The organism is Gilvimarinus sp. F26214L (assembly GCF_054401055.1).
In genome coordinates this window covers 269,674-287,395 of sequence record NZ_JBTIYG010000003.1, presented here as the reverse complement: position 1 = coordinate 287,395, position 17,722 = coordinate 269,674, and the positions used below count along the sequence as shown (strand labels likewise).

The window sequence follows — 17,722 nt, the reverse complement described above, 5'->3', positions numbered from 1 at the left end:
GCCTGCTTTTCCTGAACTGCGCTTCGCCTCAACAGCGGCAGCTCGAGTCGGCGAAGCTACCGGTGCCCCCGAGCGAAGTGCAGACCCCGAAAGCGCCTTTCCGGATCGATCGTCATGAATATGCGGCGCACATTTCTGACTGCGGTTCTGGCTGGTTCCCTCTCGTTTGGTGCTACGGCGGCCGATGAAAACGATGGAGTCGACCAGGCCAATCGCGTCCTCAAGAAAATGTCCACAGCGGTTCGCGAGCTGAATTATCGCGGGCTGTTTACCTATGAGGTGGGCGGTGCACTGGATACCTATAAGATCATTCACCGGGTGGAGGGTGAAACCGAACACGAGCGCCTACTGAAGCTCAATGGTCCGCAGCGGGAAGTGATTCGCGCGGGTCATACAGTGGATTGCCTTAGCCGGGGCGACCAGTTGCTCCGGGGCGTGTTGCGCCCCGCAAGGGGTTCCGAACTTCACAATCATTACGAATTCCACCTGACGGGCGATGAGCGCGTGGCGGACCGTCCTGCGTTTTTGGTGCAGGTGGTCCCCAGGGACGAACACCGTTTCGGTTATACGCTCGCAATCGATAAGAAGAGCGGGCTTCCTCTCATGGCCATGCGTGTCAGCACAGACAAGCGGGTCATGGAGCGTATTCAGTTCGTCCAGTTGAATGTGGGCGGGAACATTGAGCAGGAAGAACTGCGGCCCGATTCGGCACAGGCTCGACAGGCCGCCCATGATTTCATCGAGTGTGAATCCACGGACCCGGAATCGGCCCCTCCGGACTGGAGCGCAGGGTGGCTGCCTTCCGGCTTCGTATATGCCGGTCAGCGCCAGCTCGATAACGGCGATCACATGCTGACTTACACCGACGGGCTTGCCACGTTCTCGATCTTCATCAGTCCCGCCAACAGCCGTCCGGCCATTCAGGGTCGTGCCCAGATCGGGGCGACGGTCGCCTACGTGAATCAACGTGTCTGGAGTCAGCAACCCCACAGTGTTACGGTGGTTGGCGAGGTACCGTTCGCGACGGCGCAGCAGGTGGTGGCGGGGCTGGAGCCCCGCTGAATCGCCGATCAGTCGGGACCCCGAGAGTTGCAATACCGGGGCGCATACCAATAATTCATTGCGCCGTGGACCTGGGGTTCGCGAGTTAACGGAAAAGTGAAAATGTTGACGGAAACCGGCCGCGTTGTCGCCATCGACCAACACCACCTGTGGGTGGAAACCATCAATCGAGCCGCCTGTGGATCCTGCGCGGCGCAAAAAGGTTGCGGGCAGAGCCTGCTGGCTCGCTGGGCCTCCAAAAGCGCCTTCTTAAGAGTGCCGCTCGATGGCCGGAACCCGGACGATTTCGCGATCAACGATAGCCTTTTGCTCGGTATTCCAGAGGACCTGGTTGTCAGAACATCCCTGCTGATTTACTGCCTGCCCCTCGTCCTGATGTTGACGGGCGGAGCCATTGGGCAGCAACTCGCAGGTGAAGGAGGCGCAATCGCGGGAGCGTTGGCCGGCCTGTTGACCGGCGGCGGTGTCGTGAGCGTCTGTACGAAGGCCATGCAGCGCAAGCGCCGGCTTGACCCGGTTGTCCTGGAGCTTTTGCCCGGCGTTGCCGCGCCGGCATAGTCCAGCCATTCACAGAGTCCTTATCAGGCACCGAAAGTTTCCCATAGCCTGCTGGGGTAATTGACCAGAAAGCGAGGTGATTCAGAAATGACGTTCAAGCGCTTGCTAATAACGCTGGTGGCGGTGGTGATGGTGCCGGTGACAACAACCGTGCACAGTGCCGAACTGCCGGAATTTACGAAGTTGATCGAGGAAGTGTCGCCGGCTGTGGTGAAAATCACCACCCAGGCCACAGTCGGGGGAAGTCAGGGCATGCCGATCCCGCCCGGTGAGGAGGTCCCCGAGCTGTTTCGGCGCTTCTTCGATCCGCGGGAGATGCCCGAGCGCAACATCGGCGGCATGGGTTCGGGTTTCATCATCTCCGAGGACGGCTACGTACTCACGAACAATCACGTTGTCGCGAATGCCAACGAGATTCTCGTGCGGCTGGGCGATCGCCGCGAGTTCGAGGCGGAAGTGATCGGCAGCGATGAGCGGTCCGATCTTGCCCTGTTGAAGATCGACGCGGATGACCTTCCCTACCTGGAGTTTGCGTCGGACGGGGACATTGAGGTGGGCGAATGGGTGCTCGCCATCGGTTCGCCGTTCGGGCTGGACTTCTCCGCCAGTCAGGGCATCGTCAGTGCGGTCGGTCGGGATATTCCCAGCGGTGGCGGCGGCAGCTACGTTCCGTTCATTCAGACCGATGTGGCCATCAACCCGGGGAACTCCGGAGGACCGCTTTTCAATCTGGACGGCAAGGTGGTGGGTATTAACTCTCAGATCTATACCCGTTCCGGCGGCTATATGGGGTTGTCTTTCGCCATCCCTGCCAACGTTGCCCAATCGGTCGTGCGGCAGTTGCAGAACAAGGGCCGCGTGGAGCGGGGCTACCTGGGCGTGCAGATTCGTGATCTCAGTCGTGACGAAGCCAGGGCTTTTGGGCTCTCCCGCCCTGAGGGCGCTCTGGTACTCGATGTGATGAAGGACGGCCCCGCTCACGAAGGGGGCATGCAGCCCGGCGATGTGGTGCTTGAGTTCAACGGGGAAGACATTGCGGACGCAGGGGACCTCCCTCTGATCGTCGGCGATACGGAGCCCGGAGAGAAGGCGCGGGTCGTGGTCATGCGTGAACGCAAGAAGCGCACCTTGGACGTGACCGTCGGCACCCTTGACGAGGAAGAGGAGATTGCGGCGGAAACCACTCCCGGCTCCAGCAGCGGCCAGGCAGACAAACTGGGCGTCGTGGTGGATGACCTGCAAGACAACCTGAAGCGGAGCCTGGGAATCGACGGCGGTGTGATGATCATGGAGGTGAACCCCGACAGCCCGGCAGCCGAGGCAAACCTCCGCCGTGGCGATGTTCTGGTCCAGCTCGGATTCAAGAACATCGGCAACATCCAGCAGTATCGGGAGGTTCTCGAGTCCCTGCCCACCGGTACGCCGGTGCCCATTCGTATCTATCGCCAGGGACGCCCCGCATACAGCACGATCCAAATCCAGTGATCCCATCGGGGCCGCCATAGCGGCCCCTTTTTTGTTCCTGCGATCAGCCGCGTTTGCGCGCGGCTGAGCCCCCCAGATTGCGCTGCCCTCAGCCAGCCAAATGCTGTAGACTGTGCGCCTTCCCGGCGGCGGAAATTGCCGCTTAACGTATTGATTTAAAAGTGATTTAGGCTCCTGTGACCGACCTCAGCCACATACGCAACTTCTCCATCATTGCCCACATTGACCACGGTAAATCCACCATTGCGGACCGCTTCATTCAGATTTGTGGCGGCCTCTCGGATCGGGAGATGGCCGCGCAGGTTCTGGACTCGATGGATCTGGAGCGCGAGCGCGGAATCACCATCAAGGCGCAGAGCGTTCACCTTCGCTACAAGGCCCGGGATGGGAAAACCTACGAGTTGAACCTGATCGATACCCCCGGACACGTGGACTTCTCCTACGAGGTGTCGCGCTCACTGGCGGCCTGCGAAGGCGCGTTGCTGGTGGTGGATGCCGCGCAAGGGGTGGAAGCCCAGTCCGTGGCCAATTGCTATACCGCAGTGGAGCAGGGTCTGGAAGTGATCCCCGTGCTGAACAAGATGGACCTGCCTCAGGCGGAGCCGGAGCGGGTGATCCAGGAGATCGAGGACATCATCGGCATCGATGCCTCGGCTGCGGTGCACTGCAGCGCCAAGTCCGGGATGGGTGTGGAAGACGTGCTTGAACAGCTCGTACAGCTCGTACCGCCGCCTGAAGGCGACGTGGACGCACCGTTGCAGGCGCTCATTATCGATTCCTGGTTCGACAACTACCTGGGTGTAGTGTCCCTGGTCCGGGTCAAAAATGGTGTTCTGAAGGTAAAAGACAAAATTATCACCAAGTCCATCGGTAAGCCCCAGGTTGTGGACAGTGTCGGTGTATTTACGCCGAAGCTGGAAAAAACCAGGGAGCTCAAAGCCGGTGAGGTGGGTTTTGTCGTGGCCGGTATCAAGGATATTCAAGGGGCGCCGGTGGGGGATACCATCACCCACAGCCATACAGCGTCGGTCGACGCTCTGCCCGGATTCCAGAAAGTAAAACCGCAGGTCTATGCGGGCATGTTTCCGGTGAGCGCCGACGATTACGAGGATTTCCGGGAAGCGCTGGCAAAGCTGACCCTGAACGATGCCTCTCTGTTCTATGAGCCGGAAAGCTCCGATGCCCTCGGCTTCGGCTTCCGCTGTGGCTTTCTCGGCATGCTCCATATGGAGATCATCCAGGAGCGACTGGAGCGGGAATACAATCTGGACCTGATTACCACGGCGCCCACCGTGGTTTACGAAGTGGTCAAGACGGATGGCGAAATCATTCATGTGGACAACCCCTCCAAGCTGCCCGATACCGGCAACATCGAGGAGATGCGCGAGCCCATTGTGGAGGCCAACATTCTGGTCCCTCAGGCTTACCTCGGTCCTGTCATCACCCTGTGCGAGGAGCGGCGGGGGGTTCAGAAGGATATGCAGTATCTTGGGGGGCAGGTTTCGCTCCGCTACTTTCTGCCCATGAACGAGGTGGTCATGGATTTCTTTGACCGCCTGAAGTCCGCCAGCCGGGGTTTTGCCTCGCTGGACTATAATTTCGTACACTTCGAGGCAGCCCGCCTGGTACGCCTGGATGTACTGATCAATGGCGAACGGGTCGATGCCCTCGCGCTGATCGTTCACAGGGACCATGCGCAATCAAAAGGGCGCTCCCTCGTGGAAAAGATGAAAGAGCTGATTCCCCGGCAAATGTTCGACGTGGCGATTCAAGCGGCCATGGGAGGGCAGATTATTGCCCGCGCCACCGTCAAGGCCCTGCGCAAGAACGTTACGGCCAAATGCTACGGCGGCGATGTGAGTCGCAAGCGAAAATTGCTCGAGAAGCAGAAAGCCGGTAAAAAACGCATGAAGCAGGTGGGGCGGGTGGAAATCCCGCAAGACGCATTCCTTGCGGTATTGAAGGTCGACAAGTAAGCCCGACCTGGCGAACCTGGACGCGGCTTGCCCTCCAGCGCAGCGAACAATAACGTCATAGCTGAAAGAGAAAACGATGGATATCAACTTTCCACTCATCCTGGTGATACTGGTGTTTGTAACCGGGGTGATCGCATTGTTCGACTGGCTGGTACTGGCGCGGCCGCGCAGAAAAGCGCTTGCGGAAGTCGACAGACAATTCGCAGGCACCGACCCTGCGGACAGCAAACAGCAAGGGGCCTACGAGCGGGCGCGGGCGATTGCTGCTCAAGAGCCAGTGGCAGTGGAGTATGCCAAATCCTTTTTCCCGGTTCTGGCCATTGTGCTGGTGCTGCGTTCGTTCATCGTTGAGCCGTTTCAGATTCCCTCTGAATCCATGGTGCCGACGCTGGAAATCGGCGACTTCATTCTCGTCAACAAATTCACCTATGGTATCCGCCTGCCGGTGATTCGCACCAAAGTTCTCGATGTCAGTGATCCGGAACGCGGCGACGTTATGGTCTTCTTTCCGCCTGGAGAGTCTCGCTACTTCATCAAGCGGGTGGTGGGCCTTCCAGGAGACAAGATCAGCATCTTCAATAACGAGCTCACGATCAATGGCGAAGTCGTCGAGCAAAAGCTGGTCGATCGCGAAGCGGCAACCAATCGCAGCGAGTTCTGTTACCGGGCCGGAGGGAGCTACCTGGTGGAGGATGAGCAACTTGGTGAATCGAACCACCGGGTTCGCAAGTGCACCGAGCCTGGCTCACTGAGCCGCGAAGGGTTCTGGATTGTCCCCGAGGGCCACTACTTCATGATGGGCGACAACCGGGACAACAGTTCCGACAGCAGGGATTGGGGCTCGGTCCCCGAGGAGCGCATCGTCGGCAAGGCCTTTGCCATCTGGATGCACTGGGAGGAGCTTTTCAGCCTGCCCAGTTTTGATCGAGTCGGTAGAATTCGTTAGGCGTCCTTGTACAATTCTGCGGCGTTCATAGCGGAGGTACCATAATGAAAACGAGATACTCCCAAAGAGGTCTGTCATCCCTCGGCTGGCTGACGGTTTTGCTGGTGGCGGGCTTTTTCCTTACCTGTGCTTTCAGGCTGGGTCCCGCTTATACGGACAACATCTACGTCCGGGACGCCCTCGGGTCGCTGACCGATTTCGAAAATTCCGAACGGGGCTACGCCGAAATGTCCGACCGGGACATTCGTACCCACCTCAGCAATTACTTCAGCATGAACGGTGTTCGCGGCACTCCAACCAAAAGCGTCAGGATCGAACGCAAATCCGACCGTGTACTGGTGAACATCAACTATGAAGTGCGTGTGCCCATGTTCTTCAACATCGACGCCGTGATGACCTTCAAAAACCAGTTCGATACCCTGCGACCTTCCGAATGCTGTACACCTCAAAGTGAGTGATCCGAACCGACAAAGACTGCTGAAAAGGCTGGGCTACAGCTTCCGCGATGAAGTGCACCTGGACCTTGCGCTGACCCACCGCAGCCACGGCTCGCCCAACAACGAGCGTATGGAATTTCTGGGGGATTCCCTGCTCAACATGATTGTGGCCGAGGCGCTCTACCAGCAGTTTCCCAAGGCCCGCGAAGGCGATCTGAGCCGCTTGCGAGCCCAACTGGTAAAAGGGGAAACCCTGGCGGAAATCGGTCGGGAACTGGAGTTGGGCGATTGCCTTCGACTGGGCGAAGGGGAGCTGAAAAGTGGCGGGTACCGCCGAGCTTCGATTCTGGCTGACGCCGTGGAAGCTCTCGTTGCGGCCATTTACCTGGACAGTGCCGATTTTCAGGTCTGCCGCAAACACCTGCTCAACTGGTACGGGGCGCGAATCAGCGAAGCCCGTCTCAGCAAATCCCGGAAAGACCCCAAAACACAGCTCCAGGAATGGCTGCAGGCCCGTGCTCAACCCCTGCCGGCCTACGAGGTGACAAAGGTCAGCGGCGAGGCCCATGCCCAGGTTTTTACCGTCAGTTGCCGCGTCAGCTTCCTGTCGGAGCCCGTGGTCACCTCTGCGACCACGCGACGTCAGGCGGAGAAACAGGCCGCGGCGGAGGTCCTGACCTTATTGCAAGCCAGGGAGCGTTGAGGCTCGCGGCCTGTTCTTCGCTTTCCCTCCTCGCGGGGGCTGGTAAACTGCTTTCCCACGGCCAGCATTGTGCTGGCTTGCATATCTTCTCAGGCAGCCAATGACAGAGACATCCAAAACCGGGCCAAAACGCTGTGGCTACGTTGCCATCGTCGGACGCCCGAACGTGGGCAAGTCCACTTTGCTCAATCACATTCTGGGGCAGAAGCTCAGCATTACGTCCCGCAAACCGCAAACCACTCGCCACAACCTTCTCGGAATCAAGACCGAGGGTGCGGTGCAAACGCTCTACGTGGACACCCCCGGCCAGCACCTCGGCCAGAAAAAGGCCATCAACCGCTATATGAACATGTCGGCCCAAACCGCCATGGCGGACGTGGATGTGGTTGTTTTCATGGTGGACAAGCTGGCCTGGACTCCAGAGGATGAGCAGGTTGCCAAACGGCTGGAGAACTGCCGCTGCCCCATCATTCTCGCGGTCAACAAAATCGACCAACTGGCCCGCAAGGAAGAGCTGCTACCCCATCTCCAGAAATTGGCGAACAAACTGCGGGTGGATGAGATTATTCCTCTTTCTGCATTGAAAAACGACAACCTTGACCGGCTGGAATCGCTGATCACTGACCGGCTGCCCCAGGGAGAGCATCTTTTCGATGAGGAGCAGATTACCGACCGCAGTATGCGTTTTCTCGCGGCGGAAATCGTACGGGAGAAGATCACCCGCCAGTTGGGGGACGAGCTGCCTTACCAGGCTACTGTGGAAATCGAAGAGTTCGACGAGCAGGGAACGACGGTGTTCATTACCGCCGCCATCCTGGTGGAACGCAAGGGACAGAAACAGATTCTCGTGGGTGAAAAGGGATCGCGCATCAAACTGATCGGTCAGGAGGCCCGGGCGGAGATCGAGCGCATGCTGGACCGCAAAGTAATGCTCAAATTGTGGGTGAAGGTAAAGTCGGGCTGGTCCGACGATGAGCGTGCCTTGCGCAGCCTGGGCTATGACCAATAGCAGCAGTCATGCAGGTTCAACTTCAGCCCGCCTACATCCTCCATACGCGCCCCTACCGGGACACCAGCCTTCTCATTGAAGCTTTGACGCCCGGCTACGGGCGAATCTCGCTGGTGGGCCGTGGCCAGCGCCAGTCGCGGCAGAAATCCCGCCGCCCCTTACAGCCCTTCACCGAATTATTGCTCTCCTGGCAGGGACGCAGCGACCTCAAGACACTGGTCGCCGCCGAAATCGCCGGCCGGGCAGCGTTTCTCAGTGGTTACCACCTGTTCAGCGGCCTCTATGCCAATGAGTTGCTGACGCGGCTGCTGCCCCAGGGCGATGCTCATCCCGAGGTCTATGCAACCTATCAGCAGCTGCTCGCCGAATTGATCGCGGAATCGGAACTGGAAGGCGCGCTGCGCCGCTTTGAATTCCGGCTGCTGGAGGAGTTGGGCTACGGTATTGAGTTCCGCCGCGACGCCAGAACGGACGATCTTGTGGAAGCCGGACAAAGTTACGTGTTCGCGGCGGATCTGGGCGTCATGCGAGCCGAGCACAATCATTCAGGTGGATTTGCGGGGGAAGATCTCCTGGCGATCGCCGCGGAGGATTACTCGCGCTCCGAGACGCGCCGCACAGCCAAACGCCTGGCGCGAATGGCGCTGGCGCCGCACCTGGGCAACCGGCCCCTGAAGAGCCGGGAGTTGTTCCGCTGACAAGATCGGCTGCTGGCTCGGCTCGCGCAGGACCGGGCAACTGATCAGTTGTTCAGTTACGCGCGAACCTCATCCAGTTCGAACAGCGCGTCCAGGTCATGTTCGCTTTCCCATTGCACCAGTTCAGCGATGGCGTCCAGTAGCTCAGCCACCGGCTGTTCGAGATTGGGGCTGCTCCTCCGGGCGTCGGTAATGCGTTTCAGTTCTTCGTCCAGGGCCGATGAGGTGTTGAGCAGCAGCGGGACGCCACAATAGCTGGCGCCGCCATGAAGCTTGTGGACTACGGCTCCAAGATCGGACAGCTCCCCCTGATCATAGAGCTGTTCTATCCTGCGGTGGTCTTCCGGCAAATCGTTCAGCAGCATGCGGAGCATGTCTCGGGCGAGTTCCGGCTTGTAGTTGCTCAATCTCAGTGAGAGCTGTACGTCCACCGGCGATGTTCGCGGTTCTCGCTCTTCTTCCAGAGGCTCGGGCGGCACCGCGGCGCTGACCGCGTCCGAATTGATCCATCTGCGGATTACGTGGATCAACTGTGCCTCACTCACCGGTTTGCTCAGGTAGTCGTCGAGTCCCGCCAGGAGTAGCTCGGCCTTCTGGTCGGTCATGGCGTGAGCGGTCAACGCGACTACCGGGGTACGCCCGTGCTTGTTCTCCATGGCCCGGATGCGGCGGGTGGTTTCGAGCCCATCGAGCACCGGCATCTGGATGTCCATGAAGATCAGATCGAATTCCTCCCGCTCGAAGCAACCCAGCGCCTCGGCACCGCTTTCGGCGAGAGTGACCCGGGCACCCAGGTCCTCCAGCAGCTCGCCGATCAGTTGCAGATTCGCGGCGTTATCGTCCACCGCCATGATGCGCGGGCCCCGGAGCTCTTCCTCGGCCCTGGCAGGGCTGGGCTCTGCCGGCCGGTCGGAGCTTCGGGCCTCTAATTGCCGGCGCAAAGCCTCATACAGAACCGTATGGGATACGGGGCGGCTGACCAGGGTGTGGCGGGCTTCCTGCTCCCGGTGGTCGTAATCCAGGTCGCATCCGGGACGTGTCAGGAGCACCACGGCACAATCCATCTCGTTCAGCGGGGGATGGTTCGCCGCCCAGGCGCGGGGGTCCTGTTCGTCGCTGATATCCCAGATCAGAGCGTCGAACCCGCCGCGTTGCAGCGCGGGTTCCACGTCCTCGTCCGTTTGCACGACCTTGAAGGTGCAGCCCCAGTTCTCGAGATACGCGCGTAGCTGTTCGATGGAATGGGCGTTGTTGTCACACACGAGGATCTGGCGGCCGCGCAGGTCGTCATAGCTCTGAACGGCGGCACTGTCGTCCAGCCCCAGGGCAGCGGTGAACCAGAACCGGGTTCCGCGGCCGACAGCGCTGTCCACCCCGATATCGCCCCCCATTTGTCGGACCAGGCCTTTGCAGAGGGCCAGCCCCAGCCCGGTGCCTCCCTGGGACCGGGCGTTCGATCCGTCCGCCTGAGAGAACGCTCTGAACAACTGGGGTTGTTGTTCCTCGCTGATGCCGATGCCGGAGTCCTCCACAGTGAACCGGAGCACGGCGATGTGTACATCGCTTTTGACCAATGCAACGCGTACCACCACGTCGCCGTTGTCCGAGAACTTCACCGCGTTGCTGACCAGATTGGTAATGACCTGCTTCAAACGCAGCGGGTCGCCCAGCAGATGAGTGGGAAGTTGGGGGTCGATAACGGAAAAGAGCCGAAGGTCCTTGGCTGCGGCCGCCGGTGCGAGCACCGAAAGGGGTTCCTCCACGATTTCCCGCAATTGCAGCGGGCTGTAGTCCAGCACCAGTTGGCCGGTCTCGATCTTGGATACGTCGAGGATTGCATTGATGGTGGTGAGCAGCCCCTGGGAGGACTTCTGAATGGTGCGCAGATAGTCGACCTGTTGCGGATTCAGCTCGGTTTTGAGCAGCAGCCCCGTGAATCCGATGATGCCGTTGATGGGGGTCCGGATCTCGTGGCTGGTGTTTGCAAGAAACTCGGATTTGGCCCGGCTGGCCTCCAGGGCCTCCTTGCGGGCCATGCTCAACTCCACATTCTGGACTTCGACCGTTTCCAGTGTTTCCCGCAGATCCCGGGTAGCCTGATCGATATGCTCCTGCATGGCGCGCTGCGAGTCGTGGAGTTTGCGGCTGGCGGTTTCGATACTCCGGGCGAGATCTCCGAAAAGCCCGGTGAGATCGCGGCTCAGATCAATGTCCAGATTACCGGAGGCGCACCGGCGCAGGGCATCGCGGATGCGATCGAGCGGCGCGACTACCCGGCGGGTGAGGGCCGCTACAGCCAGGGTCGCCAGAATGCTGACGATCAGAGTCAGGGCGATCGTCCACAGCACCGCGCGGTAAACGCCGAGCCACAAGCTGTCGCGGGTCATCTCCACGGCTGCCCAGCCCAGCAGGTCGCCTGATGCAAGGTCCGTGATCGGGGTAATGAAAACAGTGCTATAAGTGGCGGAGACGATCTGCTCTTCAGGGCCGAAGGTGGGCACTTTGCCGTCCGCCAGAGGCTGCGGCCCGGCGTGCGCGAGGCGTTCCTGCTCCGAGTCGAAGAGGGTGACCGAACGCACTGAGAGCTGATCCAGCATCAGGTTGACCGCATCCCGATCGGGGAGGCTGCCCCGCACCAGGGTCTGACGGGAAAGTTCCGCCAGCTGGCGACTTGTGGATTCGCCCCGGCTTTCGAACACGGTCTCCAGTTCGTTCGCGTAAAGAATGGTCAGGACAATGGCCAGAGAGCCAGCGGTGATGAGCACCGGGAGGAGAACGATGAGCAGGATTCTGGATCGATAAGATGGATTGGTCATAAGCTTATTATTCTTCGGCCCCATGCGCGTCCGTCGCGGGCTGGAAAAGCCCGGCCAAATTCTCCCCAAAACCCCAATGATAGCGGCTGCTGTGCCCATGTCCAGGCGCGAGCCTGGACATGGAAAACTGGCCACATAATTGCTGGCCCCGATGCGGCCGGGCAGTGCCAGCGGCATTATAAGGGCAACCTGCGTGTTAGAATTCGCCGCTACCACCTACCAGGCGAAGCACAGATGTCCGGGCGAATGAATATGGATTATCCCACGATCGAGTCCTGTATCGGCAACACACCGCTGGTAAGACTGCAGCGGCTGCCGGGAAACAGTTCCAACACCTTGCTGGTCAAGCTCGAAGGCAACAATCCCGCGGGTTCCGTGAAGGACCGGCCGGCGCTCACGATGATCCGCCACGCGGAACAGCGAGGCGAGATCGCGCCGGGGGACACCATTATCGAGGCCACCAGCGGCAATACGGGTATTGCACTGGCAATGGCGGCGGCCATCAAGGGCTATCGCATGAAGCTGATCATGCCTGCCCACTCCACCGCGGAGCGCAAGGCAGCCATGCTGGCCTATGGGGCGGAACTGATCGAAGTTTCCCGGGAAGAGGGCATGGAAGGGGCCCGGGACCTTGCCAAGGCGATGGAGAGCCGGGGCGAGGGCAAGGTGCTCGATCAATTCGCCAATCCAGACAACCCGGCCGCCCATTACGAAACCACGGGCCCGGAGATCTGGCGGCAAACCGGCGGTGGAATCACTCACTTCGTCAGCTCCATGGGCACCACCGGGACCATCATGGGGGTATCCCGTTTCCTGAAAGAGCAGAACCCGGAAGTGGAGATCGTGGGTCTGCAACCGGCCGAAGGCGCGAGCATTCCCGGTATTCGGCGATGGCCGAAAGCCTATTTGCCGACTATCTTTGACGAAACCCGGGTTGACCGCATCGTCAATATGTCGCAATCGCTGGCCGAGCAGACCATGCGGGATCTGGCGGCGCGGGAGGGCATTCTCTGCGGCGTTTCTTCCGGGGGCGCCGTTGCTGCTGCTCTGCAATTGAACGAAGAACTGGAAAACGCAGTAATCGTCACCATTATCGCTGATCGAGGGGATCGATATCTTTCCTCTGGATTGTTCAATCTCACCTAGCAACCAGAGCGATCACAGTGAGGATCGCTCGCGGTGACCTGACCGATGGTTAAAGTCCGAGAAGATCACCCGATTGCCGAAGACGGCAATATCGACATCGAAGCATGGATCGGCCGCATCGCTGAGCTGGTCACGCTGGACCGGCACGCGCCGGCAATGCTCCAGCGTGCTCTGCTGCTCTGCAAACAGGCCGAGGACGACGCCATCGCCAGCGCCGTGGAAAACGCCTGGGCCGACGGCCAGAGTTGCTATCGCACCGGCATGGAAATGGCCGAGATCCTTGCCGAGCTTCAGTTGGATCTGGATACCGTGGTCGCTTCCATTCTCTATCGTGCCGTGCGCGAGAAAAAACTGGCTCTTTCCCGTGTAAGCAGTGAATTTAACGAAAGTGTGGCCACCATCATTCGTGGCGTTATACGGATGGCGGCGATCAGCCAGCTGCGCAACGACTCCGATCGCGATGTATTCGGGCGCCAGTCGGAGGAGCAGGCGGGCAAGGTTCGCAAGATGCTGGTGGCAATGGTCGATGATGTGCGTGTCGCGCTGGTCAAGCTGGCCGAGCGCACGTGCGCAATCCGCGCAGTGAAGAATGCGAGCGAAGAGAAACGACGGCGGGTGGCCAAGGAAGTGGCTGACGTCTATGCGCCGCTCGCCCACCGGTTGGGGATCGGTCACATCAAGTGGGAGTTGGAGGACCTGTCCTTTCGCTACCTGGAGCCGGCTGACTACAAACAAATTGCCAAGTTGCTGGACGAAAAGCGTCTCGACCGCCAGCGCTACATTGAACAGGTGATCAGAAGTCTGCACCGGGAACTGGATCTGGTCGCCATCAAGGCGGACATCAGTGGACGGGCCAAGCACATCTACAGCATCTGGCGGAAGATGCGTCGCAAGGGAATCGGTTTTTCCCAGGTTTACGACATCCGCGCCGTGCGCATCCTGGTGGACACCGTGCGCGACTGCTACGGCGTTCTCGGCGTTGTTCACAGTCTGTGGCGCAACATTCCCAACGAATTCGACGATTACATCGCTTCCCCCAAGGAGAACGGATATCGCTCGCTGCATACGGCGGTGATCGGTCCCGAGGGCAAGGTCCTTGAAATCCAGATTCGCACTTACGCCATGCACGAAGAGGCGGAGTACGGGGTCTGCTCACACTGGCGGTACAAGGGCACTGATACGGACATCAACGCGGGCAGCTACGAGGAAAAGATTGCCTGGTTGCGCCAGGTTCTCGAATGGCACGATGAACTCGGCAGCACCTCGCTCAGCAGCGGCCTCGCCGACCACTTCAAACAGGATTCGATCTACGTTTTCACTCCTGAGGGGCACATCGTGGACCTTCCGGAAGGATCGACGCCCGTTGATTTCGCCTACCGGATTCATACGGACGTGGGCAATCGCTGCCGCGGTGCAAAGGTCAACGGACGCATCGTGCCTCTGAATTACCACCTGCGCACCGCAGACCAGGTGGAAATTCTCACTGGGAAGCGCGAGGCACCCAGCCGGGACTGGCTGTTACCGGCCCTTGGCTACATCAATACCTCCCGGGCCCGGGCCAAGGTCCAGCAATGGTTCAAGTTGCAGGCGCGGGATCAGAATATCGCCGATGGCAGGGCCCTGCTGGACAAGGAATTCAAACGCCTGGCCCTCGTGGACTTCGATTTCGAAGCGCTCGCCAAGAAGCTGAACATGACCAATCTGGAAAGCCTCTACGCCGCAGTGGGCGCCCACGACATCGGGGTGGGGCAGGTGCTCAATGCAGCCCAGCGCATGTTGCCGGTCAATCCGAACAATGTAGTCGTTCCATTAACGGGAAAGGCCACGGTCCAGCATGCCGGCGGCTCCGACGTGTACATCGAAGGGGTCGGGAACCTGCTGACCAATATTGCGCGGTGCTGCCGCCCGCTGCCTGGCGATGCGATCTCCGGCTACATCACAATTGGCAAGGGTGTCTCCATCCATCGCCAGGACTGCCGAAACATTCTCAAATTGCAGGAGAAGGACTCCGATCGCGTTATCAAGGTGGAGTGGGGCAAGGCCCCGGAAAATACCTACGCGGTGGCCATTGCCGTCGAGGCTTACGATCGACACGGCCTGCTGCGGGACATCACCTCGCTGCTGGACAATGAACGAATCAACGTCAGTGCAATGCAAACCCAGTCGGACAAGCGCAAGAATACCGTGGATATGGTGATGACGTTGGAAGTGCGCAGCTACGCGGAGCTCAGCCGGATTCTGGCGAAACTCAATCAGCTGCCCAACGTTGCGATGGCGCGGCGCAAGACATAAAGCTTGAGGGACGGCGCCAGCAAACGCGCGAGGTGCGATGAAAGGTCAGACGAGAGGTGAGACGTGAAGGGTGAGAGAACCGAAGGAAAGGCCAGGGCGGGAATCGAGGATCTGCTCGAGCTGATGGCGCGGTTGCGGGAGCCGGAGACCGGTTGTCCCTGGGACCTGGAGCAGGACTACGGGAGCATTGCACCCTCGACGATTGAAGAAGCGTACGAGGTGGTGGATGCGATCGAGCGCAGGGACTACGCCCACCTGAAGGAGGAGCTCGGCGATCTTCTGTTTCAGGTTGTGTTTTACGCACAGCTTGGCAGGGAAGACGGACACTTCAGCTTCGCGGACATTGTTCAGGAGATTACCGCCAAGTTGCTGCGCCGCCATCCCCACGTGTTCCCGGACGGCACCCTTGCGAGTCGGGTTGGACCCGATACCCCGCTCAGCGAAGCTCAGGTCAAGGCCCAATGGGAAAAGATCAAGCAGGAAGAGCGTAGCGACAAGGGCCAGCAAGGTATTCTGGCGGATGTGCCGGCGGCATTGCCGAGCCTCACGCGGGCAATGAAACTGCAAAAGCGGGCGGCGCTGGTGGGCTTCGATTGGCCGGATGCTAAAGGGGTGCTGGCCAAGGTGCGCGAGGAGATCGATGAACTGGAAGCGGCGATGGAGGGCGGCGATTCCCGGGATATGGAATCGGAACTGGGGGACACGCTTTTCAGCCTGATTAACCTTGCGCGGCACCTGCATCTGGAACCGGACAGCGCTTTGCGAGGCTGCAACCGCCGTTTTACCGACCGCTTTCAGTTCGTGGAAGAAGCGCTGCGAGCCCAGGGTCGATCACTCGAAGAGGCCAGCGTGGAGGAGATGGAGAACCTGTGGCAGCAAGCCAAGCAGCAAGCCGGACTCTGATACAGTATCAGACTTGTCGATAGTCAGGTTTCATTTTTGGAGCGGCAATTCTGAGGCTGGCCGGGTCTTTCCCGGTCGTGCTGTTCGACCGTGACTCGTCACTTGCGGACCCGCGCGACTCTGCGCCTGGGTCGAAACCTTCTTCCCCTTCCGAAGCCGCTTCCGCCGTGTCCGCACCCGCGGGTTGCCCCGTCTGCTGTTTCGGATCCGCTGCCATTTGCAGCCGCTCGCGCACTTCGACAGTCTGCTTCAGGTCCTGAAGGAGTTCACTGATCAACTCCGTGCGTTGGGCAATTTCCTCCTGGAAGCATCGGATCTCCTCTTCCAGCTGCCGGTGTTCTTCCCGGATCCGATCCTCCTTGGCGAGCGCATCCTGGACAATGTCGTCCACACTGATATTTGTGGATTCCAGTGTTCGGGTGACGACTGTAACCACCACTTCGCTGTTTTCGATCGGGAGCGACTGCATCAGCCGGATCGCGTCTTCAATCCCGTACCCGGTACGTCCGGTGTGGGCGTGAGATGTGGCACTCACTTTGAAACCTGTGGGCAGCACCTCCTCTTCAGGGGCGGTTTCGGTGCTGGCCCGCGTGTTGCTCGGTGCGTTGGTACTGTTTGAAATATCCATTGGCTTCGTCTCCTTACGGTGCGGGGGGCGCGTGCTTCGCGAAAATAGTCCCATGTTCTCGTCCTCCTTTCAGAAGAGCAGGAGTTTGAACGGGGCCGTCAGAGCGAGTTCCCGTGCTGGCGCAGGCTTTGGGGCCTGGCGCCCGTCGAACCCCCTGTGGGACCGGGCCGGATGGTTCGGAAACCGCTGTGTGCGTTCCGGTTTCGCTCAAAATATCTTTGAATTCAAGGGGATACTGTCGCTTCACTCGGCGGAGCCTGAGCCAGGTTGTCTTGCTTCCAAGCTGCGTGTAAGGTATGCGACCTTTTTAAAAGCCCATCACGCCCGATCGGGCAGTCAGTAGGAGCAGGTCACAATGCGGGTTATTCTCTTGGGAGCCCCCGGCGCCGGCAAAGGTACCCAGGCACAATTCATCATGAAGCGCTACGGGATCCCCCAGATCTCCACCGGGGACATGCTGCGGGCCGCCGTGAAGGAAGGCACTCCGCTCGGCGTCAAGGCCAAGGGCATCATGGAAGCCGGTGGACTGCTGCCCGATGACCTGATTATCGACCTGGTGAAAACCCGTATTCAGGAAAAGGACTGCGAAAACGGTTTTCTGTTCGATGGTTTTCCACGCACCATCCCGCAGGCCCAGGCCCTGCTGGACGCGGGCATTCAGATCGACCATGTGGTGGAGATCCATGTCGATGATGAGGAGATCGTGTCTCGACTCAGCGGACGCCGTGTGCATGCGGCTTCGGGTCGTGTTTACCACATCACCCATCAGCCCCCGCAGCGCGACGGCCTGGACGATGTGACCGGTGAACCTCTGATTCAGCGCGATGATGACAAGGAAGACACCGTCCGCAAGCGCCTCGCGGTCTATCACGAACAGACCGAGCCTCTGGTCGGCTTCTACAGGGACCTGATTGAACAGCAGGACCCCAACGCACCCGAGTACACACGTATCAACGGCATCGGCAGCGTCGACGAGATCCGCGATCAGGTCTTTGCTGCCCTCGATTAGCCTCTATCCCGAGGCGGTCCCATCACTCGCCGGCCGAACGCCAGGTTCGGCCGG

At 59.8% G+C, this 17,722-nt stretch carries 15 protein-coding genes; 13 read left to right on the top strand and 2 right to left on the bottom strand.

The window, feature by feature from the left end:
- Window positions 1-114 precede the first annotated feature (114 nt).
- From ACURWW_RS05225 to recO, 9 genes are all read left to right on the top strand, one after another.
- Window positions 115-1,062, top strand: coding sequence for a MucB/RseB C-terminal domain-containing protein (locus tag ACURWW_RS05225; RefSeq protein WP_445616570.1), 948 nt, complete (start codon window positions 115-117; stop codon window positions 1,060-1,062).
- Window positions 1,063-1,164: 102 nt separating this feature from the next.
- A complete protein-coding gene (locus tag ACURWW_RS05220; protein ID WP_445616571.1) occupies window positions 1,165-1,620 on the top strand; it encodes a SoxR reducing system RseC family protein in 456 nt (151 codons plus the stop codon).
- Between the two features lie 87 nt (window positions 1,621-1,707).
- Window positions 1,708-3,105 (top strand): Do family serine endopeptidase, encoded by a 1,398-nt coding sequence (locus ACURWW_RS05215; protein WP_445616572.1) that lies wholly within the window; start codon window positions 1,708-1,710, stop codon window positions 3,103-3,105.
- A gap of 176 nt (window positions 3,106-3,281) precedes the next feature.
- Window positions 3,282-5,081 carry a translation elongation factor 4 gene (gene lepA, locus ACURWW_RS05210; protein WP_445616573.1) on the top strand — a complete coding sequence of 600 codons (1,800 nt, stop codon included), beginning with the start codon at window positions 3,282-3,284 and terminating at the stop codon, window positions 5,079-5,081.
- A 76-nt stretch (window positions 5,082-5,157) separates the two neighbouring features.
- Window positions 5,158-6,027 (top strand): signal peptidase I, encoded by an 870-nt coding sequence (lepB, locus tag ACURWW_RS05205; protein ID WP_445616574.1) that lies wholly within the window; start codon window positions 5,158-5,160, stop codon window positions 6,025-6,027.
- Window positions 6,028-6,071: 44 nt separating this feature from the next.
- The gene (locus tag ACURWW_RS05200) at window positions 6,072-6,485 is read left to right on the top strand and encodes a DUF4845 domain-containing protein (protein WP_445616575.1); all 414 of its coding nucleotides are present in this window, start codon (window positions 6,072-6,074) and stop codon (window positions 6,483-6,485) included.
- Window positions 6,478-7,167, top strand: a complete 690-nt coding sequence (gene rnc, locus ACURWW_RS05195; RefSeq protein ID WP_445616576.1) for a ribonuclease III — start codon at window positions 6,478-6,480, stop codon at window positions 7,165-7,167. The genes ACURWW_RS05200 and rnc overlap by 8 nt, the downstream gene beginning before the upstream one ends.
- A gap of 100 nt (window positions 7,168-7,267) precedes the next feature.
- Entirely contained in the window at window positions 7,268-8,176 is a 909-nt protein-coding gene (era, locus tag ACURWW_RS05190) for a GTPase Era (RefSeq protein WP_445616577.1), read from the top strand.
- Between the two features lie 8 nt (window positions 8,177-8,184).
- Entirely contained in the window at window positions 8,185-8,874 is a 690-nt protein-coding gene (recO, locus tag ACURWW_RS05185) for a DNA repair protein RecO (protein WP_445616578.1), read from the top strand.
- A 56-nt stretch (window positions 8,875-8,930) separates the two neighbouring features.
- Here the strand turns inward: recO and ACURWW_RS05180 are convergent, their stop codons facing one another.
- Window positions 8,931-11,690: a response regulator gene (locus tag ACURWW_RS05180; protein ID WP_445616579.1), complete on the bottom strand. Its 2,760-nt coding sequence runs from the start codon at window positions 11,688-11,690 to the stop codon at window positions 8,931-8,933.
- A 252-nt stretch (window positions 11,691-11,942) separates the two neighbouring features.
- On the opposite strand from ACURWW_RS05180, the gene cysM reads away from it, so the two are divergent.
- From cysM to mazG, 3 genes are all read left to right on the top strand, one after another.
- Window positions 11,943-12,836, top strand: coding sequence for a cysteine synthase CysM (gene cysM, locus ACURWW_RS05175; RefSeq protein ID WP_445616580.1), 894 nt, complete (start codon window positions 11,943-11,945; stop codon window positions 12,834-12,836).
- A gap of 45 nt (window positions 12,837-12,881) precedes the next feature.
- The gene (relA, locus tag ACURWW_RS05170; RefSeq protein ID WP_445616581.1) at window positions 12,882-15,128 is read left to right on the top strand and encodes a GTP diphosphokinase; all 2,247 of its coding nucleotides are present in this window, start codon (window positions 12,882-12,884) and stop codon (window positions 15,126-15,128) included.
- A gap of 63 nt (window positions 15,129-15,191) precedes the next feature.
- Window positions 15,192-16,031 carry a nucleoside triphosphate pyrophosphohydrolase gene (gene mazG / locus ACURWW_RS05165; protein ID WP_445616582.1) on the top strand — a complete coding sequence of 280 codons (840 nt, stop codon included), beginning with the start codon at window positions 15,192-15,194 and terminating at the stop codon, window positions 16,029-16,031.
- 7 nt (window positions 16,032-16,038) lie between these two features.
- Here the strand turns inward: mazG and ACURWW_RS05160 are convergent, their stop codons facing one another.
- A complete protein-coding gene (locus ACURWW_RS05160; RefSeq protein ID WP_445616583.1) occupies window positions 16,039-16,659 on the bottom strand; it encodes a hypothetical protein in 621 nt (206 codons plus the stop codon).
- A 355-nt stretch (window positions 16,660-17,014) separates the two neighbouring features.
- On the opposite strand from ACURWW_RS05160, the gene adk reads away from it, so the two are divergent.
- Complete coding sequence (adk, locus tag ACURWW_RS05155; protein WP_445616584.1) at window positions 17,015-17,668, top strand: adenylate kinase; 654 nt, start codon at window positions 17,015-17,017, stop codon at window positions 17,666-17,668.
- The last annotated feature ends 54 nt before the right edge of the window (window positions 17,669-17,722 follow it).